The 21,090-nt window shown below is 70.1% G+C and carries 21 protein-coding genes; 9 read left to right on the top strand and 12 right to left on the bottom strand.

The genetic code is table 11. The annotated features are described in order from the left end of the window. Positions 1-37: 37 nt before the first annotated feature. On the top strand, positions 38-460 hold the full coding sequence (locus tag Vse01_RS08690; protein ID WP_093406971.1) for a roadblock/LC7 domain-containing protein: 423 nt from the start codon (positions 38-40) through the stop codon (positions 458-460). Positions 461-475: 15 nt separating this feature from the next. Here the strand turns inward: Vse01_RS08690 and Vse01_RS08695 are convergent, their stop codons facing one another. Then, positions 476-880: a DUF2267 domain-containing protein gene (locus tag Vse01_RS08695; protein WP_093406968.1), complete on the bottom strand. Its 405-nt coding sequence runs from the start codon at positions 878-880 to the stop codon at positions 476-478. Between the two features lie 164 nt (positions 881-1,044). Between Vse01_RS08695 and Vse01_RS08700 the strand changes: the two genes are divergently transcribed. Both Vse01_RS08700 and Vse01_RS08705 read left to right on the top strand, forming a co-directional pair. Further along, positions 1,045-1,914: an AraC family transcriptional regulator gene (locus tag Vse01_RS08700; protein WP_093406966.1), complete on the top strand. Its 870-nt coding sequence runs from the start codon at positions 1,045-1,047 to the stop codon at positions 1,912-1,914. A 119-nt stretch (positions 1,915-2,033) separates the two neighbouring features. Beyond that, positions 2,034-4,091, top strand: coding sequence for an alpha-glucuronidase (locus Vse01_RS08705; protein WP_093406964.1), 2,058 nt, complete (start codon positions 2,034-2,036; stop codon positions 4,089-4,091). A 49-nt stretch (positions 4,092-4,140) separates the two neighbouring features. Here the strand turns inward: Vse01_RS08705 and Vse01_RS08710 are convergent, their stop codons facing one another. Next, on the bottom strand, positions 4,141-4,791 hold the full coding sequence (locus Vse01_RS08710) for a class I SAM-dependent methyltransferase (RefSeq protein WP_093406962.1): 651 nt from the start codon (positions 4,789-4,791) through the stop codon (positions 4,141-4,143). A 141-nt stretch (positions 4,792-4,932) separates the two neighbouring features. Here Vse01_RS08710 and Vse01_RS08715 point away from each other — a divergent pair, with 141 nt between their 5' ends. Then, on the top strand, positions 4,933-5,817 hold the full coding sequence (locus Vse01_RS08715) for a helix-turn-helix transcriptional regulator (protein ID WP_093407163.1): 885 nt from the start codon (positions 4,933-4,935) through the stop codon (positions 5,815-5,817). A gap of 74 nt (positions 5,818-5,891) precedes the next feature. Further along, complete coding sequence (locus Vse01_RS08720) at positions 5,892-6,488, top strand: TIGR03086 family metal-binding protein (protein ID WP_093407161.1); 597 nt, start codon at positions 5,892-5,894, stop codon at positions 6,486-6,488. Here the strand turns inward: Vse01_RS08720 and Vse01_RS08725 are convergent. Both Vse01_RS08725 and Vse01_RS08730 read right to left on the bottom strand, forming a co-directional pair. Further along, positions 6,481-6,663: a VOC family protein gene (locus Vse01_RS08725; protein WP_198413198.1), complete on the bottom strand. Its 183-nt coding sequence runs from the start codon at positions 6,661-6,663 to the stop codon at positions 6,481-6,483. The genes Vse01_RS08720 and Vse01_RS08725 overlap by 8 nt on opposite strands. Further along, complete coding sequence (locus Vse01_RS08730) at positions 6,651-7,109, bottom strand: GNAT family N-acetyltransferase (protein WP_093406959.1); 459 nt, start codon at positions 7,107-7,109, stop codon at positions 6,651-6,653. Before Vse01_RS08730 ends, Vse01_RS08725 begins: the two co-directional genes overlap by 13 nt. A 96-nt stretch (positions 7,110-7,205) precedes the next feature. Here Vse01_RS08730 and Vse01_RS08735 point away from each other — a divergent pair, with 96 nt between their 5' ends. Continuing rightward, a complete protein-coding gene (locus tag Vse01_RS08735) occupies positions 7,206-7,688 on the top strand; it encodes a GNAT family N-acetyltransferase (protein WP_093406956.1) in 483 nt (160 codons plus the stop codon). 245 nt (positions 7,689-7,933) lie between these two features. On the opposite strand, the gene Vse01_RS08740 is transcribed toward Vse01_RS08735, so the two are convergent. Next, the gene (locus Vse01_RS08740; RefSeq protein WP_093406954.1) at positions 7,934-8,695 is read right to left on the bottom strand and encodes an SDR family NAD(P)-dependent oxidoreductase; all 762 of its coding nucleotides are present in this window, start codon (positions 8,693-8,695) and stop codon (positions 7,934-7,936) included. A gap of 77 nt (positions 8,696-8,772) precedes the next feature. Here Vse01_RS08740 and Vse01_RS08745 point away from each other — a divergent pair, with 77 nt between their 5' ends. Beyond that, positions 8,773-9,222 carry a MarR family winged helix-turn-helix transcriptional regulator gene (locus Vse01_RS08745; protein ID WP_093406951.1) on the top strand — a complete coding sequence of 150 codons (450 nt, stop codon included), beginning with the start codon at positions 8,773-8,775 and terminating at the stop codon, positions 9,220-9,222. Then, positions 9,219-9,395 carry an AAC(3) family N-acetyltransferase gene (locus Vse01_RS08750; protein WP_170863499.1) on the top strand — a complete coding sequence of 59 codons (177 nt, stop codon included), beginning with the start codon at positions 9,219-9,221 and terminating at the stop codon, positions 9,393-9,395. Before Vse01_RS08745 ends, Vse01_RS08750 begins: the two co-directional genes overlap by 4 nt. Before the next feature lie 46 nt (positions 9,396-9,441). Here the strand turns inward: Vse01_RS08750 and Vse01_RS08755 are convergent, their stop codons facing one another. The 7 genes from Vse01_RS08755 to Vse01_RS08785 form a co-directional block, all read right to left on the bottom strand. Continuing rightward, positions 9,442-11,490, bottom strand: coding sequence for a beta-galactosidase (locus Vse01_RS08755; RefSeq protein ID WP_093406949.1), 2,049 nt, complete (start codon positions 11,488-11,490; stop codon positions 9,442-9,444). Next, positions 11,487-12,170, bottom strand: a complete 684-nt coding sequence (locus tag Vse01_RS08760; protein ID WP_093406945.1) for a DUF624 domain-containing protein — start codon at positions 12,168-12,170, stop codon at positions 11,487-11,489. The genes Vse01_RS08755 and Vse01_RS08760 overlap by 4 nt, the downstream gene beginning before the upstream one ends. Continuing rightward, on the bottom strand, positions 12,167-13,687 hold the full coding sequence (locus tag Vse01_RS08765) for a GH39 family glycosyl hydrolase (protein ID WP_093406942.1): 1,521 nt from the start codon (positions 13,685-13,687) through the stop codon (positions 12,167-12,169). Before Vse01_RS08765 ends, Vse01_RS08760 begins: the two co-directional genes overlap by 4 nt. A 69-nt stretch (positions 13,688-13,756) precedes the next feature. Then, entirely contained in the window at positions 13,757-15,394 is a 1,638-nt protein-coding gene (locus tag Vse01_RS08770) for an ABC transporter substrate-binding protein (protein ID WP_093406940.1), read from the bottom strand. 45 nt (positions 15,395-15,439) lie between these two features. Then, positions 15,440-16,375, bottom strand: coding sequence for a carbohydrate ABC transporter permease (locus Vse01_RS08775; RefSeq protein WP_232511317.1), 936 nt, complete (start codon positions 16,373-16,375; stop codon positions 15,440-15,442). Continuing rightward, positions 16,372-17,352, bottom strand: coding sequence for an ABC transporter permease (locus tag Vse01_RS08780; RefSeq protein ID WP_170863498.1), 981 nt, complete (start codon positions 17,350-17,352; stop codon positions 16,372-16,374). The genes Vse01_RS08775 and Vse01_RS08780 overlap by 4 nt, the downstream gene beginning before the upstream one ends. Continuing rightward, positions 17,349-19,748, bottom strand: a complete 2,400-nt coding sequence (locus tag Vse01_RS08785) for a beta-xylosidase/alpha-l-arabinosidase (RefSeq protein ID WP_093406937.1) — start codon at positions 19,746-19,748, stop codon at positions 17,349-17,351. The genes Vse01_RS08780 and Vse01_RS08785 overlap by 4 nt, the downstream gene beginning before the upstream one ends. Positions 19,749-20,043: 295 nt before the next feature. Here Vse01_RS08785 and Vse01_RS08790 point away from each other — a divergent pair, with 295 nt between their 5' ends. Continuing rightward, a complete protein-coding gene (locus Vse01_RS08790) occupies positions 20,044-21,075 on the top strand; it encodes a LacI family DNA-binding transcriptional regulator (RefSeq protein WP_093406934.1) in 1,032 nt (343 codons plus the stop codon). Positions 21,076-21,090 lie beyond the last annotated feature (15 nt).

Consider the following 21,090-nt stretch of genomic DNA (forward strand, 5'->3'; position numbering starts at 1 on the left):
CCCTCATCCGCCGGCTCCGCCAACGAGAGGATCTGCCATGACTACTGCGGTGGCCACCGCCGACAACCTCGGCCGCGCGCTCGACAACATCGTCGACCGTGTGCCGGGTGCCCAGTTCGCGGTGGTGCTCTCCCCGGACGGCCTCCTGCTGGGCGCCTCGCGGGGCATCGACGACGAACTCGCCAGCCAACTGTCCAGCATGGTCTGTGGTCTGCAGGCGCTGGGCCTGGCCGCCGCACGGGTCTGCGGAGACGGCGAACTGCACCAGGTGGTGGTGCAGATGTCCCGGGCGTTCCTGTTCCACGCCACCACCGGCAACGGCGCCGTCCTCGCCGTCGGGATCGACGGCGACGCGGAGGTCGGCGACATGGCGTACGAGGTGGCCATGTTCGTCGCCCAGGCCGGCGACCACCTTCCGGTGTACCTGGAGCCGGTGGTGGAACGCGTCGCGCTCCGGTGACGTCCGGCGCCGCGGTCAGCCCCGGTCGCGGTGTGCGTCGTACCGCGGGGCCGGGTTCGCCACCTGCCAGAACTCCGCGGGCAGGAACGCGATGACATCGTCGTACTGACCGGCTTCCACGGCCTCGCGGATGGTGTCGAGGACCGCGCGGATGCCGGCGGTCGCCAGGTCGGGGTCGACGTCCGCCCGCCCACCGACCCGCTGCACGAACACGTCGAGGCCGAAGCGTTCGGCGTCCTCATGCGGGCCGAACGCGTACGCCCGCAGCCCCTCCGGCAGGTGGCCGGCGAGATCGCGCGCCTCGCCGCCGTCGATCCGCTCCGCCAGCGTGGTCAGCGTGGCTCGGGCGATGGCGGTCGCCTGCTCGGCCGAGGTCCCGGTGCGCTTCGCCACGGAGTCGATGAACTGCTCGTCGTCCACCTCGCCGTACCCCTTTCGCCGCGGATCCGGCGTCTACCCGCCCACCGGCGTCCCAAACGAACGCGTCCGGTGCAGCCGTCGGCTCCCGGATGATCGGATCGGGCCAGGATGATCGGGCGCGACGCGGGGCGCGCCGGCCAGTCTTGACGGCGGAAGGAGGCCTCATGATCTCGGCACTCAACCGGCTCGTCGACCTCGTCGAGGAGCACCTCACCGAGGAATTCGACGTCACCGGGGCAGCCCGGGCACTCGGCACGACCGAGTACCACCTGCGCCGGATGTTCTCGTCGCTGGCCGGCATGCCGCTGTCGGAGTACGTGCGCCGGCGGCGCATGAGCGTCGCCGCCGCCGATGTCGTCCGCGGCGAGGACGACCTGCTCCGCATCGCGGTGCGGTACGGGTACGGCTCCACGGAGGCGTTCGGTCGGGCGTTCCGGGCCGTCCACGGCGTCGGCCCTGGTGAGGTACGCCGCGACGGAGGCCCCCTGCGTAGCCAACCACAGCTCAGGTTCCGCCTGACCGTCGAAGGGAGCGTCCCCGTGGACACCCGTATCGTCGACCGACCCGCGTTCCGGCTCATCGGACACGCCACCCGGGTTCCGCTCATCCACCACGGCGTCAACCCGCACATCCAGCGGCACGTCGCCGCGCTGCCGGCCGAGGAGCACCAGCGGCTCAAGGAACTCGGCGGCACCGAGCCCGGTGGTCTGCTCCAGGTCACCGACGACGTCGATCCCGACGCCGTCGAGGGCACCGAGCTGACCTACCTGCACGGGGTCGCCGTCGGCCGCGACACCCCGGTCCCTGACGACCTCGACCGCATCGAGGCGCCGGCCGGGACGTGGGCGGTCTTCCGCACCGCCGGACCGTACCCGCAGCAACTGCAACAGACCTGGGCCGCGACCGCGTCCGAATGGTTCCCGTCGAACCCTTGGCGGCTGCGTCCAGGCCCGTCGATCGTCGCGATCCTCGATCGTGCGGCCGATTTCAGCACCGCCACCTGTGAGCTGTGGCTGCCCGTCGAACCAGGCTGACGGTACGGCGTCAGCGTCCTGGTAGAAGCCGGTGGGCACGCTCGTGCGGCGGGCCCACCGGTGACCGGAACTTCCGGAAGTATCTTGACGTGTTTGGTGGGATCGTTACGATCTGCGCAATGACCGCCCCCGCCCCGACCGACGTCCACCCCGCCTGGTTGCCGCCCGAGGCGTTCCGCGCCATCGGCTCCCGGCACTGTCTCGTAGTCGGTGCCGCAGGGCTCATCGACACGGTCGTCGCCGAGGTCGAGCGGGCCTGCGCCGAGCACGGCGGCAGCGTCCGGCGGAAGGCGGAGGGGCCGCCGCCGAGCCTGGTGCTCGCCCTGGTCCCGGCCGTCGGCGACGGTGGACCCGCCGAGCTCGACGCCGCCCTGGCCGACCTGGAAACGGCAGCCGGTGGGCCGCTCGGCGCGGAAGGCTACGCCCTGGCCCGCCACGGCGAGGTCACGGTGCTGCTCGCCGACCAGCCGGCCGGGCTGCTCTACGGGCTGTTCCACCTGACCCGCCTCGGTGAAACGGCATTCGGCGCACCGTACGCGGCCCAGCCGTACCGTCCCGCGATGCGCCGTCGCATGCTCGACCACTGGGACAACGTCGACGTGCACCCGGTGATGGGGCAGGTGGAACGCGGCTACGCCGGCGGCTCGATCTTCTGGCAGGCCGGCCAGCCCCGGCGGGACCGCGGGCGGGTGCGGGCGTACGCGCGCCTGCTGGCCGCCGTGGGGATCAACGCGGTGACGGTGAACAACGTAAACGTCCACGCCACCGAGGCGCGGCTGCTCACCGAGCGGCTCGACGACGTCGCCGAACTCGCCGACGAGTTTCGCCCGTACGGCATCCGGGTGCACCTGTCGGTCACCTTCGCCGCGCCGGTCGTCCTCGCCGGCCTGCCCACCGCGGATCCCCTCGACGACGCGGTGCGGGCCTGGTGGGCGGAGACCACCCGGGCGGTGTACGCCCGCATCCCCGACTTCGGCGGCTATGTGGTCAAGGCCGACTCGGAGGGCCAACCGGGCCCGTTCAGCTACGGCCGTGACCACGCCGACGGGGCGAACCTGCTCGCCGACGCGTTGGCTCCGCACGGCGGCGTGGTGCATTGGCGGGCCTTCGTCTACAACCACCGGCAGGACTGGCGCGACCGCACCACCGACCGGGCCCGGGCGGCGTTCGACCACTTCGCCCCGCTCGACGGCCGCTTTCGGGACAACGTCATCGTGCAGGTCAAGCACGGCCCGATGGATTTCCAGACCCGGGAACCCGTCTCCCCGGTGATCACGGCGATGCCCGGCACCCGGATGGCGGTGGAGTTCCAGGTGACGCAGGAGTACACCGGCCAGCAGCGGCACGTGTGCTATCTGGCTCCCTGGTGGAGCGAGGTGCTGCGGTTCGGCTGGGGCGACGACGGAGACACCGTCGCCGGTGTGGCCGCCGGCGGTGGCGGCCTGGTCGCCGTCTCCAACGTGGGCGACGACCCGTTCTGGACCGGGCATCCGCTGGCCCAGGCCAACCTGTACGCGTTCGGCCGGCTGGCCTGGGATCCGCGGCTGCGACCGGCGGAGCTGCTCGACGAGTGGATCGAGCTGACCTTCCACCCGGACACCAGCGCCGACCCGGACCTGCTCCGCCGCACCCTGCACGAGATCATGGACGACTCGTGGCGCACCTACGAGCGCTACACCGCCCCGCTGGGCGTGGGATTCATGGTGCGGCCGGGTCTGCACTACGGCCCCGATGTCGACGGCTACGAGTACAGCCGGTGGGGTACGTACCATTTCGCCGATCGCGACGGCGTGGGCGTGGACCGTAGCCGGGCCACCGGCACCGGCTTCACCGGCCAGTACCCGCGGCCCTGGTCCCGGGTGTACGAATCTCCGGAGACCTGCCCCGACGAGGTGCTGCTCTTCTTCCACCACGTGCCGTACGAGCACGTGCTGCACAGCGGTCGCACCGTCATCCAGCACATCTACGACACCCACTTCGACGGGGTGACCGAGGTGGAGGCGGCCTGCCTGCGGTGGAAGTCGCTGGTCGGCCTGGTGGACGCGGCGGTGCACGCCCGAGTGACCGAGCGCCTCGACGAGCAGTTGCGCTGCGCGCGGGAGTGGCGTGACCAGATCAACGCCTACTTCCACCGCAAGTCCGGCGTTCCCGACGCGCACGGCCGGCCCCTGCACTGAGCCGGACCTCGGCGACGCCGAGCTGCGGCGACGGCCGGTGTCGTTGGCCTCAGGGTGCCTCGGCGCGGTAGCAGGCGAAGCGGCCGAACCACGCCTTACCCCCGCCGTTGCTCGCGACGCCGGTCAGGCCGGCGTCGCCCAGCGCGGCCAGCACCCGCTCGGGGAGGCTGGCGGCCACCCGGGCGATGCGGTGCGCCTTTCCGCCACGTCGGCCCGACGGTGTGCCGTCGATGTCGAGCAGGTGCAGTTCACCGCCGCGCCGCAGCACCCGCCTGACCTCCCGCAGCGCCCGGGCGCGTTCGTCGTCGTCCAGGTGGTGCAGCATGAACGCGGACAGCACCCGGTCGACGCTGTCGTCGGGCAGCGGCAGCGCGCCGGCGAACGCCTGCTCGTACCGGATCGGCAGCCCGTGCCGGGCGGCCTTGCGGCGGGCACGGCGTAGCGCGGCCGGGTCCGGGTCGATGCCCAGCGCGTCGATGTCCGGTACCCGACGCCCGAGCGCGGTCAGCAGGTTGCCGGTACCACAGCCGATCTCCAGGATCCGCTGACCGGACCGGAGGTTCGCCCGGTCCATCAGCTGCCCGTGGATACGCCCGACCCCGGCGAGGCGGGAGAACGGATCGTAGAGCGGGAGCAGCCAGTGCTTGCCCATGCCGGGCAGGTACTGCTGCGCGTCGGTGTGGTGGGACTGTCCGGTCATGTGACGCTCCGATATCAGATGAAGTTCGGTCGTACTCTCAGCGTCATGGAGCACGACACCGTGGACAATGGCGCAACTGTGGACCGGATGCGACGAATTTTGGTTCCGGCCCCCCGTGCCGTCGGGGTGACCGGGCAGGGCGTGCCGGTCATCGGGTTCGGTCGGGTGCCCGGCCTCGCCCCTATCGCTGTGGCCCGTGTCCCACAAGGCACGCCGGTCCCCGGCCCGGCCGCCAGCGGTGCCCACACCCACGACTTCCTGGTGCTCTTCTACGCGCACCGCGCCGACGGCCGGCTGGTGATCGACAGCCGCAGGTGGACGGTGACCGACGGGGACCTGTTCGTCATCGCGCCAGGGCAGGTCGTTTCCCTCCTCGACCCGATCGAGACGACGGTCACCGACGGATGGACGGTGTGGTTCCCGACCGACGTGGTGCGGCCCGGAAAGTCGGGGGCCTACTCGTCGTGGCGGTCACACCCCTTGCTCCTCCCGTTCGCCCACGGCACAGACCGGGCACAGCGGCTGCGCATCCCACCGTCCGACCGGGCGGGCTGGGTCGAGCGCTTCGCCGCACTGGACACCGAGCTGCGCGCCCGGCGTGACGGGCACCAGGAGGCCGCCCTCGCCCACCTGACCCTGCTGCTGGTGGCCGCGGCCCGGTTGCCGACCGGCGTCGCCGACCAGCTGCGCTCGGCGGACGAGCCGATGCTCGCGGCCGTCTTCGACGTCATCGAGCGGCGCTACCAGGAACCCATCTCGCTCGCCGATGTCGCCGCCGAACTGGCGCTCACCGCCGGACATCTCACCACCGTGGTACGCCGTAAGACCGGCCGGACCGTCCAGCAGTGGATCGCGCAGCGCCGCATGCAACAGGCCCGCCTGCTGCTCACCGACACCAACCTGACCGTGGCCACGATCAGCCGCCGGAGCGGCTACCCCGACGTCAGCTACTTCATCAAACGTTTCCGCGCGGAACACGGGGTGACTCCGATCCAGTGGCGCGCCGCCGCTCCCGGCACCCAGTGACCGACCGTCGTCACGGAATGTCTGTCGGTCCCGGAGCGTAGCGTGCGGAGGTGTTCGCGGACGAAGGAGCAGAGATGATCGACAGTAACGGCAGCCCGGATCTCGAGCCCGCAGCCCGCGCGCTGAAGGTGCTGCTGCCCGGGGTTACCGACGACCAGCTTGCCAATGCCACTCCGTGTGCCCGCTGGACGGTCGGCGACCTGCTCGACCATCTCATGGGGCTGACGCTCGCGTTCCGGACGGCTGCCGAGAAGGGGCCGGATCCCGCGCCGAACGGTCCGGGTGACCCCTCCGTCGACAGGCTCGACCCCCAGTGGCGCGGCCGACTGCCGGTGCAGCTCGACGAGTTGGTTGCCGCATGGCGCGAGCCGGCCGCCGGGACGGGCGAGACCGCGGTCGGCGGGGTGCGGCTGCCGGCCGACATCATGGGCGTCGTCGCGCTGGACGAACTGGTCGTCCACGGATGGGATCTCGCCAGCGCGACCGGGCAGCCGTACGACATCGATGACCAGACCCTCGACACGGTCCATCGCCTGGTGTCCCGACAGGCCAGCAGCGACGGCACCCCCGGCCTGTTCGGGCCGTCGATCACCCAGCCCGCCGACGCTCCGCTGCTCGACCGAGTTCTCGGGCTCACCGGCCGCAGCCGGAACTGGAGGCCGCTCACCTGATCTGTTCGGCGAGCGCGACCATGATGCCCGCCGGGCCGCGCAGGTAGCAGAGCCGGTAGCTGTTCTCGTACTGCACAAGTTCGCCGACGAGTTCGGCCCCGTGCGGCCGCAACCGGTCGACGACTGAGGCGCTACCGCGGACCTGGACGGGCAGCCACGTCCTCAGCGGCCGCACCGGTCCAGGCGCGTCCAGGGCCAGTCGGTGGCGATCCAGTTGGCGACGGCGGTGGCGAGCGGCTCGTCGAGGTCCGCCCGGTCGGCCCGCACCCAGGACTGGACGGTGACGTCGTACTCCTCGGAGGCCGACGGGTAGAGGTAGACGCAGCCGATGACGTCGCTGTCGACCGGGTCGAGGACGGTGAAGGTGAACCCGGTGCCCCTGGTGAAGTCGTCAGCGTGACGGCGTAGATCGGAGAGGTTCTTCTCCAGCGACATACCGCTGAGCGGTGGCCAGTTGCCGTCCGGGTATCCAGGCGTGGCGCGGATGTGTTCGATGCTCGACATCCAGGCGGCGTGATCCGCCACGTTGTGCTGCGGGCCCAGCGGTTCGAGGCGGAACCGGTCGGTGATCAGCGATGTCGGCGGGGCGAAGCCGGCTGGTACGAAAGCGTCCGAGGTCATGGGCCGGGACGCTACTGCTCTTGCCGGTCTGCCCGCACCCGCGTTTACTCATGACACCGCTGGAACGGCGCCGACGGTGTGGGAGGTGAACAGCCGATGGGCCCGTCTGACGCCCCGTCGCCGGGCTCGGCAGCATCTCGTCGTGCTGGCGCCGAAGATGCGCGGGCAGTCGCCGACCTGCTCATCGCTGCCCGCCGTGCCGCGGTCGGCGCGATTCCCGCGGCCGTGCATTCGGCGGCGGAGATCCGGGAGTGGGTCAGGGACGTCGTCATCGCTGAACGGGAAGTGTGGCTGACGGAGGATGGCCACCGACTGCCGCTGGCCGTGCTGGTTCTGGACGGCCACTGGATCGACCAGCTCTATGTAGATCCCGCCTGGACCGGACATGGGTTGGGCGCTCAACTGATCGAGCTTGCCAAGTCCCGTCGGCCGGAGGGTCTTCAGCTGTGGACGTTCGCGGCCAACACCGGCGCGCAGCGGTTCTACCGTCGGCACGGCTTCGTCCCGGTCGAGGCGACCGACGGGTCGCGTAACGAGGAGAAGGCACCGGACATCCGCTTCGCCTGGCTGCCGTCGTAGCTTCCGAAAGCTGCCGCGAGCGGGTCGCTCCGACGTCGTGGGTGTCAACGCAGGCGAGGGTCGTTTCCGGCCCGGGTGTCCACGGTCAGCGACAGTGCCCGCGCGACGTCGCCGAAGGAGACGTACGAGAAGTTGGTGGCGTCGCGCTCGTCGTCCACGTCGGGTCCGGTCTCGGGCCCGTTCTGGGTTCGGAGGCGTTCCCACCCGCCTCGTCGTCGTACAGACATCGGTGGTTCGTGCCGGCGTCACCCGCGGACGAGTTCCCGACCACCGGCCAGCGACACCGTCTGGCCGTTGACATGACCGTTCGCCGCCGAGGCCAGGTAGGTGACGGCGGTGGCGACGTCCTCGGGGGTGCAGATGCGGCCGGTTGGGGTCTTCGCCGATTCGGCGGCGACCGCTTCCGGCCCCAGGAACGGAGCGGTCAGTGCCTTGTCGGTGAGGGTGAAGCCGGGGCGCACGATGTTCGTCAGAATGCCGTGGCGGGCTTCCCGGACGGCGAGCACCCGCGCGGCGGTCTCCAGCGCGCCCTTTGCGGTGGCGTAGGCGAGTGGCCCCGCCATGGGCTGCGCGACGATGTCGGTCGACACGACGACGACGCGTCCCCAGCCGGTGGCGCGCATGGCTGGCAGCGCCGCATCGATCAGTGCCAGCGGACCGACGGTGTTGACGGCCAGCGATGTGGTGAGCCCACCGATCTCGTCGGTGTCGAAGGAGGGCCACTGCACGGCGTTGGCGATCAGGGCGGAGACCGGTCCGAGTCGTTCGGCGATCTCTTCGATGACGCCGGGCATGGTGGTCAGAGAGTGGTGATCCAGGTGGATGGCGCAGGCCCGGCCGCCGGCTCGCGTGATCGCCTCGACCACGTCGAGGGCGCTGTTGTGGTTGGTGTACCAGGACACGGCGACGGAGGCGCCCTCGGCCGCCAGACGCAGGGCGGTGGCACGGCCGATGGCCCCGGAGGCCCCGGTGACGAGGGCGACCTTGTTCGACAAACCGGTTTCCATCACAACTCCATAGTCGGCTATAGGTTAGTCGACTATGGATCATTTGGCACCGGCCCGTCAACTCGTACACTTCCCGGGTGGAACTGACGGATGTCCTGGCCACCAACAAAGCGCTGGTCAAGGTGGCCAAGCTGTACCGGAGCGCGCAGGCCGACGTACTCGACGCGCTCGCCCTGCACCCGGGGCAGGACGTGCTGCTGTGGCTGCTCGGCCAGGAGCCCGACGGTATGACGATCTCCGAGATCGCCGCCCGGCTCGGCGTGGAACAGCCCACGGTGACCCGCAGTCTCAGTCGCCTGGATCAGGGCGGTTGGTTCGTCAGGGAGCCCGTACCGGGTGATCGGCGTGCCACCCGGATCCGGTTGACCCACAAGGGCCGCGCCGTCATCCCGAAGATCGAGGCGGCCTGGCGCACGCTCGCCGAGACCGCCACCGCCGGCATGGCGACCGACCAACGGGCCGCCTTCGTCGAACTGCTCGAAAAGGTACGCGGAAACCTGCGCACCCTCACCGCGGAGACCGAGTGAGCGCAACGCTCGTCACCGACGAGAGTGACTTCGACCAGGTCGGCGACGCTTTCGAGAGCACCGGCGGCGCACGGATCGGGCGGGCGGGCGCGGCCGAGTGCCGGCTGATGCGCCAGCGCGCGCTCGTCGGCTTCGCCGTCGACTGGCTCGGTGCCAACCGGACACCCCGCTGAGCGGAGACGAGACCTGCCGCCGCACGCGGACCGGCCGGAGCGCGGGTCAGGACGAGGTTCCGGCCCTGCCGGAGTCACGGAGCACGAGAACGGCGGCGGGGTCGAGTCGCAGCGGGTCACCCACCTCGACCCGAGCGCCGGTGAGCAGGTCCACGCCGGACACGGTGGCGGTCACCTCGACGGCATCGGTGCCGTGGTTGAGCAGGAACAGCAGCCGGGCGCCGTCGCCGGTCACGCGTGCCGCCGTCTCCAGGCCCGGCACGTCCGGGTAGGGGCCGGCCAGGCCGTGCCGGTCCAGCACCTGCCGCACCACCCAGGAGACGCCGCGCTGGTCCAGCGCCGTGCCGACGTACCAACCGTGGCCGGCGCCGTAGGTGTTGCGGGTGACCGCCGGGGTGCCGGCGTACCAGTCGGCGCGGTAACTGCCCACCACGTCGGCGCCCTCGGGAATGATCAGCTCGAACACCAGCCGGGAGGCGACCTCCAGTTCTTCGGCCCCGGTGCCCAGCCGGACCGGGTTGACCACCTCCGCGCCCCGGGCGTCCCACTCGTCGACCCGTACCCCCGTCAGCGGCGCCAGCGGGCCCGGCACGTCCGCCAGGAACGCGTTGCCGTCGACGTCCACCCGGCCGGAGAGGAACGTGGTCAGCACCGAACCGCCCCGTTGCGCCACCTGCGCCAACCGCTCGGCCAGGTCACCGGCAACCAGGTGCAGCGCCGGGGCGACGACCACGTCGTAGCTAGACAGGTCGGCGGTGGCCGCGAGCACGTCGACGTCCACCCCGGCGTCCCACAACGCCTGGTAGTAGGCGAGCACCACCTGCTGGTAGCGGACCAGTCGGGACGGTCCGTCGGACATCTCCAGCGCCCACCAGCTGTCCCAGTCGAACAGCAGCGCCACCCGCGCCGGGGTACGCGCGCCGAGCGTGGCGTCGCCGAGCCGACGAAACTCGGCACCCAGCTCGGCCACCTCCCGGAAGACCCGGGTGTCGGCGCGACCGGCATGGCCGATGACCGCGCCGTGGTACTTCTCGCACGCCCCGCGCGACGCGCGTAGCTGGAAGAAGAGCACCGCGTCCGCGCCGTGCGCCACCGCCTGCCAGCTCCACAGCCGCATCACTCCGGGCGGCTTGAGCGGGTTGACGTCGCGGCAGGCTGTCATGCTGGGTGTCTGTTCCATCAGCCAGAACGGCTGTCCATCCTTGAGACCGCGGATCAGGTCGTGGCTGAGCGCCATCCAGGCCGGCGAACTACCTTCCGGCGGGTAGTTGTCCCAGGAGGCGAAGTCCAGGTCCGCGGCCCAGCGGTGGTAGTCGATCGGTCGGTACATGCCCATGAAGTTGGTGGTCACCGGCAGGTCGCTGGACTCGCGGATGGCGGTCTTCTCGTCGCGGAAGTTGGCCAGCATCGCCTCCGACATGAAGCGCCGGTAGTCCAGGGTGATGCCCTGGAAGGCGGTGTGGTCCGGCCCACGCCAGTGCTCGGTCAGTGCCGACGGCGCCTCGATCTCGTCCCAGTCGGTGAAGGTGTGCGACCAGAACGTGGTGTACCAGGCCGCGTTCAGCGCGTCCAGGGTGCCGTAGCGCTCCCGTAGCCACCGGCGGAAGCCGGCCGTGCAGAGATCGCAGTAGCAGGCACCGCCGTACTCGTTGCCGACGTGCCAGGCCACCACCGCCGGATTGTCGGCGTACCGGTGGGCCACCCGGCGGGCCAACTCCGTCGAGAGTCGACGGAACACCGGCGAGCTGGGGCAGGAGTTGTGCCGCTGGCCGAACCGGTGTCGGCGTCCGTCGAAGTCGACGCGGGTCACCTCCGGGTGGGCGCGGGCCAGCCACGCCGGATGCGCGCCGGTGCCGGTGGCCAGGCAGATCATCCGGCCACCTCTGGCGGCCCGGTCCACGATCCGGTCCAGCAGGCCGAAGTCGTACCTGTCGGGGGCGGGCTGGGTCAGTGCCCAGTCGAAGACGCCGAGGGTGACGGTGTCGATCCCGGCCAGGGTGAACCGCCGGTCGTCGTCGTCCCATACAGGCTCGGGCCACTGCTCGGGGTTGTAGTCGCCACCGAACGGCACCTTGGGCGTGACGGGCAGACTCACTCGACGAACTCCTCGGTGATGATGTCGGTCATCGGCGTGCCGCCCCGGACCAGCGCCAGCGCCAGCACCGAGCCGAGGGCGGCGAGCGCCGCCTCCGAGGCGACCATGGTGAGCGCCGTCGCCGCCACCAGCAGCAACGCCGTGCCGACAGCGACCACCGGGGTACGCAGCACGAAGTACCCGGCCAGCCGGAACACGTCGCGCAGCCGGAACGTGAACAGCGACGTGATCACCAGCGCGTTGACGCCCACGACCGACACCCCGGCACCGACCAGTGCCAGCGGCACCGCCCACCAGCCGGGCACCCCCGCCGCCGGCAGGTTGACCAGATTGACCGCGATGACGGTCAGCCACACCAGCGTCGGCACCCAGACCAGCAGCGAGCCGGTCAGGTTGGCCCGGTACCCGCGCCAGAACAACCGCCACGGGTGCAGCTCGGTCAGGTCGAGACGCTGCCGGTGCAGGGCGTACAGCGCGGCGGAGAAGGCCGGGCCGAGCGGTACCGCACAGACCGCGACCAGCGGCAGGTTGCTCACGTGCCGCTCCAACGCGAACAGTGCCACCAGGCCGGGCGCCGCGCAGACCAGCAGCAGCAACTCCACCACCAGCAGGGTGTAGATCAGCGCCGCCCCTCGGGACAGCGGTCCGGCACCGAACTCCCGACGGGCGGCGGTGCTCACGACGGCTCACCGCCCAGCAGTCGCCTCTCGTCCCACCAGGGCGGAGTCTCGTCGGTCACCGGGCTCACCTCGGCCAGGGTCACCTCGTGCCGGGCCAGGTGCAGATCCAGTTCGACGCGACCGCCCACCACCGGCAGCGAGCTGTGCCGCCGGCCCGGCTCGGCGGCCTGCCGCAGGACGTCCAGTTGGCGGGCGGTGGGGGAGAGGGGCCGGCCCAGCTCGCTCCAGGCCCGCCAGGCGTTGCCGGACTCCTCACTGACCGAGGAGCGCAGCAGAAACGCGGTGCGGGCGGCCGAGCCGGCCACCGGCAGCGACAGGCGTACGGTGTGGCCGTCCAGCGGTTCACCGCCGGTGACGTCGACCGACGCCCAGGCCAGCACCGCGATACGGCCGGTGCCGTCGCGGGTGACCAGGTGGTCCGCGCCGCGAGCCAGGATCTGCGGACCCAGCCGGTTCATGAAGGCGTACAGGTGGAACGTGGGTTTGCGGATCTGACGGTGGGTGAGCAGGCCGAAACCGCCGTGGAACAGCGCGGTCGGGATGCCCACCTCCTCGAACACGTCGCTGAAGGTCCAGTACGCGAAGGAGTCGACCAGGTCGCCACCGCCGGCCAGCACCGGGGCGAGGTAGGCGGCGTGGAAAGCGGTGTCGTGGATGGGGTTGTCCGGCCGGTACGAGCTGTTGAACTCCGTGATGTGCACCGGCAGGTCGGCCAGCGCGCTGCCGGCGAGCAACCGGCGGGGACTGGCGAACTGCTCCAGCAGCCGCTGCGGAGGTGCCAGGGTCTGGTGTACGCCGAACGGCACGTGCTGGGCCGGGCCGGAGGTGTAGGCGTGCCGGCTGACGAAGTCGACGGGCACCGAGCGGTCGGTGACGAACTCGGCGAACCGGGGCAGCCACCCGTCGTCGGCGCCGGGGGAGAGCGCCGGGCCACCGACCTGGAGGTCAGCGTCGACGTCCTTCACCGCGTGCGCGGTCACCTCGTAGAGGCGGTGGTAGGCGTCGGCGTCCGCGTTCTGCCAGAACTCCTTCAGGTCGGGCTCGTTCCACACCTCGATCGGCCAGCCACGCACCTCGTGCAGGCCGTACCGGTCGACGAGGTGGCCGATGGTGGCCCGGACCAGGTCTGCCCACTCGGTGTGCGACCGGGGTGGGGTGACGTTACCGCGCCACCAGAAGACCGTCTGGTCGCCGCTGGCCAGCCCGGACGGCATGAAACCCAGCTCCACGAACGGCCGGATGCCCAGCTCAAGGTAGGCGTCGACGACCTGGTCGAGGTAGCCGAAGGCGTGCCGGACGTGCCGTTGACCCTGGTGGTCGTACGGCCGGTGCACACCGACGCCGTCGCTGAGCAGACCGTGCCCCCGGATGTACCGGAAGCCGATCTCGCGTTGGACCAGGGCCAGTGAATCCTGGTAGTCGCGCCGCAGTGCCAGGTCGAACCGGCCGGTGCCGACGGCGAGACGCCACGCGTCGCTCAGCCGGCCGACGGGTTGCTCCGCAACGGTGATCCGCATCGTCGTCCCTGTGCTCGGGTGGAAGGTGTCCGGTCCGGTCGCGCCGACACGACCGGACCGGACACGTCTCTAGTTCTTCTCCTGGAAGCGCTTGTGCGCCTCGTTGACCATCGTCAGGTAGGCGTCCATGTTCTTGCTCTTCAACTCCGCCACGTACGCGTCCCATTCGGCGAAGTCACGCTGCCCGAGGACGAACTGGAGCGTGGCCTGGTAGACGTGGTCCTTCAGCGGGGTCTCCCAGAGCGACACCTGCTCGCGTTCCTCGTCGTTGAGCGGGTACGGCGGCGGCGGCGACTTCGGCGCCCGAGCGTTCATCACCTGCTGGAACTCCTGCTCCTCGGGCGAGAAGAACGCCTGCACCAGCTCGGGCTTGCCGCCGTAGGCGAAGACGCCGTTGTAGAAGCCGAAGTCCTTCTGCAGGTGCTTGGGCGCACCGGGGTTCAGACCGACGACGTCGACCTCCGGCGCGAGCTTGGGCTTGCCGGCGGCGTCCTTGACGAAGGTGGTGCCCTCGACGCCCCACTTGGCGAACTCCTGGCCCGCGTCCGAATACCACAGCCAGTCGACGAACTGCATCATGGCCACGAAGTTCTCGCTGTCGCGGGCCTTGGAGGAGATCATCATGCCGTTCTCGAGTCGGCTGGCCGGGTTGATCTCGCCGGCCGGACCGATCGGCAGCGGGATCTTGGTGATCTTCGCCTTCGGGTTGGTGGCGGCCAGGTCGGGCCGGTAGTCGTTCACCACGGCCTGAGCGTTGGCGCTGATCACGAAGGACTTGCTGTTGGCGAGCTTCTGCCGAGCCAGGTCATCGGTCTGGGTGAAGCTCTCCGGGTCGAGCAGCTTCTCCGCCACCAGCTTGTTGAGGTACTGCAACATCTGCTTGTACTGCTCGGTGGCGCCGGTGTACTCGAACTGCTGCGCCTGGGCGTTCCAGCTGACGTGCTGGAAGTTCCAACCGGCGCCTTCCAGGCCGTAGGACACGGCCAGCAGGTTGAGCAGGTTGCCCGCCGGGTTGGGCTGGCTCCACCGGTCGGAGAACGGGTAGACGTCCGGGTACGCCGCCTTCATCGCCTTGAGCATCGTGTAGACCTCGTCCCAGGTCTTCGGGACCTCGAGGTTCAGCTCTTCGAGGATGTCGGTGCGGACCGCCAGCGAGTAGTCGTGCCAGGGCTTCTCGTGCAGACCCGGCAGCAGGTAGAACTTGCCGTCCTGCTGGCGCAGGGTGTCGATCTCAGGCTTGAGATTCCACTTCTCGATCTTGTCCTTGAGGTTCGGCATCAGATCGAGGTAGTCGCTGACCGGCAGGATCGCCCCCGAGGAGACGTACGCGTGCACGTCCGGCGGATAGGTCTTCGGGATCAGCAGCGGCGCGTCGCCGGCACCGATGAGCAGGCTGCGCTTCTGGTTGTAGTCGCTAAGCGGCACCGCTACCTTTTCGAGGCTGACGTTCGTCCGGGACTTCAACTCCGTCCAGAACAGCCAGTCCTCGTTGAGCGGATAGTTCGGGTGGTTGTTGTAGAGGACGGAGAAGGAGAGCGGCTCGGTGGCCTTGAACTGGGTACCGGCGGCGTAGTTCTCCATCGCGCCGACCCGGTTCTCCGACAGGTCCTCGCTGTCGGACGAGTCGTCGCCACAGGCGGTGACGCTGCTGAGGGCTAGCAGCACGGCAGCAGCCGCCGCCGCGTGACGCCACGATCTGCGGAACATGGCGGGATCCTTTCAACTCGGTGATGAGAGGGGTGTTTCTTCTGGTCAGCCCTTAACCGCGCCGAGCATGATGCCCCGGACGAAGTACCGCTGGACGAAGGGGTAGACCAGGAGGATCGGCAGAGTGGTGAGCACGATGGTCACGGCCTTGAGCGTCGCCTCGGCCTGTACCTCGTTGGCCTCGGTGATCGCCCCGACGTTCTCCGCGCCGGTGGCACCGGCGATCAGGTTTCGCAGGTACACGGTGACCGGCCAGAGTTCCTGCCGGTCCATGTAGAGGAAGGCCGCGAACCAGGAGTTCCAGAAGGCCACCGCGTAGAAGAGCACCATCGTGGCGACGATGGCCTTCGACAGCGGCAGCACGATCCGCAGCAGGATGCCGTACGTGTTGAGCCCGTCGACCGCGGCGGCCTCCTCCAGCTCCGTCGGCAGGCTCTCGAAGAACGCCTTCATCACCAACAGGTTGAACACGTTTATGGCGTTGGGGAGCGCGATGGCCCAGACGCTGTTCTTCAGGCCCAGGCTGGTGACCAGCACGTAGTTGGGAATGAGGCCGCCGGTGAAGAACATGGTGAAGACCGCGATGCCCACCAGCATCCCGCGCCCCTTGAGCTGCTTCTTCGACAGCACGTACGCGTAGCAGGTGGTCATCACGATCGAGATGACCGTGGCGGTGACCGTGTAGAACACGGTGTTGCGATAGTTCGTCCAGAACAACGAGTCGGACATCAGCAGCTGGTACGTCTCCAGGGTGAATCCGCGCGGCACGAGATTCACCTGGCCGGCGATGATGTACGCCTCGTCGCTCATCGAACGAGCCACGATGTTGACGAACGGGTAGAGCGTCACCACCACCACGAGGGTCAGGATGATCCCGTTGACCACCTGGAACACCCGGTAGCCCCGGGTCTGCTGGATGCCCCGGCGACGGCGAGGGCGGGGCTTGGTCTCGGTGGGCCGCTCGGCGGCGTCGATGGTCACCACAGGCTCGTCCCCACCGTGCGGCGGGCGATCAGGTTCGCCGAGACGACCAGGATCAACCCGATCACCGCCTCGAACAGCCCGATCGCGGCGGCGTAGCTGAAGTTGCTGGACTGGAAGCCCATCCGGAACAGGTAGGTGGAGATCACGTCCGCGGTCGGATAGGTGAGCGGGTTGTACAGCAGCAGGATCTTCTCGAAGCCGACCGCCATGAAGGCGCCGATGTTGAGGATCAGCAGCGTCACCATGGTCGGCCGGATGCCCGGCAGCGTGACGTGCCAGGTCTGCCGCCACCGGTTGGCGCCGTCGATCCGGGCCGCCTCGTAGAGGTCGTCGTCGATGGTGGTGAGCGCCGCCAGGTAGAGGATCGTGCCCCAGCCGACGGTCTGCCAGACCTCCGAGGAGACGTAGATGGTGCGGAACCACTCCGGCCGTTGCAGGAACGGGATGGCGTCACCGCCACCGGCGCGGACGAGCTGGTTGACCGTGCCATCCATCGACAGCAGCTGCATGACGATGGCCGCCACGATCACGATGGACAGGAAGTGCGGCAGGTAGGACACCGACTGCACGAAGCGCTTGAGCTTGCGGGCCCGGACCTCGTTGAGCAGCAGCGCCAGCACGATCGGCAACGGGAAACAGAACAGCAGGGTCAGCGCACCCAGCACCAGCGTGTTGGTGAAGACGTTCCAGAACGTCGGGTCGTTCAGGAACATCTTGAAGTACCGCAGCCCGACCCAGTACTCGCCGAAGATGTTGCCGCCGGGCTGGAACCGGCGGAAGGCGATGATGTTGCCCAGCATCGGCAGGTACCGGAAGATCAGGAAGAACAGCAGCGGCAGGATCGCCAGCGAGTACAGCTGCCAGTCGCGCCGCAGCGCGCGTCGCCAGGTCTGCCGGGGGGCCCGTGGTGGCCGGTTCGGTGTCGTCGTGTCCGGACTGGACGCCGACGAGTTCAGGGTGGTCACGCTGCTCATGGCCGGTCCTCCGGCGCGGGCCCGGTGACCGGTTCGACGCGTACCCGGGACAGCAGTTCTCGGTGGTGACCGACCTCGCGCTCGTCACCCTCCAGCCGCAGTGCCAGGCTCGCCACCACGTCAGCGCTGGAACGGCTGAGCCGCAGCTGCACCTCGCCGGGCTCGACCACTCGCCGGCCGTGCAGCCCGGTGAACGAGGTGACGTCGGCAGGGACCGTGAAGCTGACCCGAGCCGCTCCGCCGGGCGCCACCGGGACCCGCGCGTACCCGATCAGACGCACCACCGGTCGGGTGGTCTGCGCCACCGGATCGTGCAGGTAGAGCTGGACCACCTCGGTGCCGGCCCGGGCGCCGGTGTTGCGGACGGTGACGCCGACGGTCACCTCCCCGTCGACCGGCCAGGTCGCCGGAGCCGCGGTGACATCGCCGGACGCGTCGCTCACCTCGGCGTCGTCCCACTCGAAGGTGGTGTAGCTGAGACCGTGGCCGAACGGGAACGCCGGCGTCGGGTCCACCGACGACACCTTCGACCGTCGGCCCAAGATGGGGGTGAGGTAGGTGCCGGGCAGCCCACCGGCGTGCCGGGGCACGCTGACCGGCAGCCTCCCGGACGGGTCGACCGCGCCGGTGAGGATCTCGGCCAACGCCTGACCGCCGAGCTGGCCGGGAAAGAACGCCTGCACGATGGCGCTCGCGCTGTCCGCCGCGTCGCCCAGGGCGTACGGACGGCCGGAGAGGACCACCAGGACGACCGGCGTCCCGGTGGCCAGCACCGCGCGTACCAGTTCCGCCTGCACTCCGGGCAGCTCAAGGTCGACCGCGTCGCAGCCCTCGCCGGACGTGCCCCGGCCGAACATGCCGGCCCGGTCGCCGACGGCCAGGACGCAGACGTCGGCGTCGGCGGCCGCCTGAACCGCCGCCGCGATGCCCGATGTGTCGTCGCCGGTGATGTCGGTACCCGGTACGTGGGTGAGCTGCGGATGCCGCCGTGCGAGCGCCTCGCGCAGAGAGGGGATCTCGACCCCGATGCCGTGCTCGGGGTGGTGCACCCCGACGTGCAGCGGGAACGTGTAGCAGCCGAGCATCGCCATCGCGTCGTCCGCGACCGGACCGACCAGGGCGACCCGCTGGTGATCGGCGAGGGGCAGCAGCCCGTCCCGGTTGCGCAGCAGCACGACGGACTGGCGGGCCAGCCGCAGGGCGACGGCCTGATTGGCCTCGTCGTCGAAGCGCAGCGCCTCGACGTCCGCCGGCAGCTCCTGCCAGCCCTCGTCGAGCAGCCCCAGCTCGATCTTCTGAATCAGCACCCGCCGCAGCGCCCGGTCGACGAGGCCCTCGCTGACCTCGCCGGAGCGTACCGCCGCCGCCAGGGGCGCGCCGTATGCGTCCACGGTGGGCAGCTCGACGTCGATGCCGGCCCGTAGCGCCAGCCGCGCCGCCGCCGCCGCGTCCGCGGCGACACCGTGCAGGGTCTGCAGGAACCGGACGGCGAAGTAGTCCGCGACCAGCACGCCGTCGAAGCCCCACTGTTCCCGCAGCGTCCGGGTGAGCAGATCCTCGTCGGCCGCCGCCGGCACACCGTCGATCTCGGCGTACGAGTTCATCACCGACCGTGCCCCGCCGAGCCGCAGGGCCATCTCGAAGGGTGGGAGGATCACGTCGGCCAGTTCCCGGCGCCCCATCGCGGTCGGCGCCAGGTTCCGGCCGCCGCGCGACGCCGAGTAGCCGGCGAAGTGCTTCAACGTCGCCACCACGCCGGCCCGCTCCAACCCGCGCACGTACGCCGCGCCGATCGTGCCGACCAGGTAGGGATCCTCGGCGATCGTCTCCTCGGTGCGCCCCCAGCGGTAGTCGCGGGTGACGTCCAGCACCGGTGCGAGTCCCTGATGGACACCGGCGGCGCGCATCGACCGGCCGATCAGCCCGGCCATCTCCTCGACCAGCTCCGGGTCGAAGGCCGCGCCCCAGCTCAGCGGCGTCGGGTAGACGGTAGCCCGCCAGGCGGCGAAGCCGGTGAGGCACTCCTCGTGCACCTGCGCCGGAATGCCGAACCGGTTTGCCGCAACGATCTGCGCCTGGGACGCGGCCAGGGAACGCGCGCCGAGGACCGGGTCGACCGGCGCGGTTCCGAACGGCCGGGTCAGCTGCCCCAGGCCGTGCCGGATCGCCTCCGACCACGGTGGGGTGTGCTCGACCATGTCGGTCTGGTGGGGAGCGACGCCCTCACCGGAAGCGTCCGCACCGACCCAGAGGCCGACCAGCTGAGCGAGTTTCTCTTCCAGCGACATCAGCGGGATGAGCGCGTCGGCCCGTTCGTCCGGTCGCAGCTTCGGATCACGCCACCGATCGGCGTGAGTGGACGCCAATCGGTCGTCGACGGGCAGCTGACTTGTCATGCGAACCCCTCCGGCCGGGGCCGGGAGGTCTCCCGGCAGGCCACGCCGACCGCCGTGGAGCACGGCGATTATCGAAATTTTCGGAAACCAGTCGGACACCTGTGTCGGGGAACCTAAGCGCGTCGACAGGGCATGTCAAGAGGCATGGAAAGACTGTTCAGGCCGTACTTGCCGTGCTGGTAAGCGATTGCCCGTATTCATCTCCGCGAGTGGGCAGCATCGACTTGGGTCACCTTCCGCCGGTCCGATGCGTGCTACAGTCTCCGAAAATTTCGGAATCGTTGCAGAGGATCCGATGGCAGAGAAGCGTTCGCCGGCAGCGCTCGGCTCCGCGACCATCGCGACCATCGCGCGGGAGGTCGGTGTCTCCTCGGCCACGGTCTCGAAGGTCCTCAACGGACGGTCGGACGTGGCCGCCGTGACCCGGGCGCGCGTCGAGGCCAGCCTGCAACGGCACCGCTACCGCCGACGCTCCCGTCGGGCGCCCGGAGAGGGCCAGATCGACCTGGTGTTCCACGAGTTCGGTTCCGACTGGGCCCTGGAGATCATCAGGGGGGTCGAGGCGGTCGCCGCCCTCACCGGGGTGAACGTGATGCTGTCGCAGCTCAGTGCCGCTCGCCGGCCACCGCAGTCCTGGGTCGACGCGGCGGTCGCCCGGCGCCCCCTCGGGGTGCTGCTGGTCATGTGCAACCTCACCGAACCGCAGCGGCAGCAGTTGCAGCGCCAGTCGATCCCCGTGGTCGTCATCGACACCGACAGCGCCAGCGTGGCCTCCGTGCCGACCGTCGGCTCGAACAACTGGAACGGCGGTCTGATCGCCACCCGGCACCTGTTGGATCTCGGGCACCGCCGGATCGCGGTCATCTCCGGTCCACGGGACGTGCTCTGTGCCCGGGCCCGCACGGCCGGCTTCCGGTGTGCCCATGAGGAACTAGGCGTCCCGATCGATGCCACGCTGGTCCGCCATGGCAACTTCCACCTCGACGCCGGTTACACCCACGGCATCGAATTGCTCAGCCGGCCCGACCGTCCGTCGGCGATCTTCGCCGGCTCCGACCTGCAGGCGTTGGGGGTGTTGCGGGCGGCCCGGCAGCTCGGCCTCGACGTTCCCGGCGACGTGTCGGTGGTCGGCTACGACAACCTGCCACTCTCGGCCTGGGTCGGTCCGGCCCTGACCACGGTCCATCAACCGCTGCGCGACATGGCCGGCACCGCCACCCAGATGCTGCTCGACCTAGCGCGCGGCAACGCCCTGCCCACCAGCCGGATAGATCTGGTTGCCGAACTGGTGATCAGGGAGAGCACCGCGCCGCCCCCACATTCATGACCGAGCCCGCTGCGA

The organism is Micromonospora sediminimaris (assembly GCF_016863575.1).
GTDB lineage: Bacteria > Actinomycetota > Actinomycetes > Mycobacteriales > Micromonosporaceae > Micromonospora > Micromonospora sediminimaris.

Excerpts from the sequence above, each read along its gene's own strand:
- Vse01_RS08690 (WP_093406971.1), top strand. The coding sequence starts at position 38 with ATGACTACTGCGGTGGCCACCGCCGACAACCTCGGCCGCGCGCTCGAC.
- Vse01_RS08700 (WP_093406966.1), top strand. The coding sequence starts at position 1,045 with ATGATCTCGGCACTCAACCGGCTCGTCGACCTCGTCGAGGAGCACCTC.
- Vse01_RS08705 (WP_093406964.1), top strand. The coding sequence starts at position 2,034 with ATGACCGCCCCCGCCCCGACCGACGTCCACCCCGCCTGGTTGCCGCCC.
- Vse01_RS08710 (WP_093406962.1), bottom strand. The coding sequence starts at position 4,791 with ATGACCGGACAGTCCCACCACACCGACGCGCAGCAGTACCTGCCCGGC.
- Vse01_RS08720 (WP_093407161.1), top strand. The coding sequence starts at position 5,892 with ATGATCGACAGTAACGGCAGCCCGGATCTCGAGCCCGCAGCCCGCGCG.
- Vse01_RS08730 (WP_093406959.1), bottom strand. The coding sequence starts at position 7,109 with ATGACCTCGGACGCTTTCGTACCAGCCGGCTTCGCCCCGCCGACATCG.
- Vse01_RS08735 (WP_093406956.1), top strand. The coding sequence starts at position 7,206 with ATGGGCCCGTCTGACGCCCCGTCGCCGGGCTCGGCAGCATCTCGTCGT.
- Vse01_RS08740 (WP_093406954.1), bottom strand. The coding sequence starts at position 8,695 with ATGGAAACCGGTTTGTCGAACAAGGTCGCCCTCGTCACCGGGGCCTCC.
- Vse01_RS08765 (WP_093406942.1), bottom strand. The coding sequence starts at position 13,687 with ATGCGGATCACCGTTGCGGAGCAACCCGTCGGCCGGCTGAGCGACGCG.
- Vse01_RS08770 (WP_093406940.1), bottom strand. The coding sequence starts at position 15,394 with ATGTTCCGCAGATCGTGGCGTCACGCGGCGGCGGCTGCTGCCGTGCTG.
- Vse01_RS08780 (WP_170863498.1), bottom strand. The coding sequence starts at position 17,352 with ATGAGCAGCGTGACCACCCTGAACTCGTCGGCGTCCAGTCCGGACACG.
- Vse01_RS08785 (WP_093406937.1), bottom strand. The coding sequence starts at position 19,748 with ATGACAAGTCAGCTGCCCGTCGACGACCGATTGGCGTCCACTCACGCC.
- Vse01_RS08790 (WP_093406934.1), top strand. The coding sequence starts at position 20,044 with ATGGCAGAGAAGCGTTCGCCGGCAGCGCTCGGCTCCGCGACCATCGCG.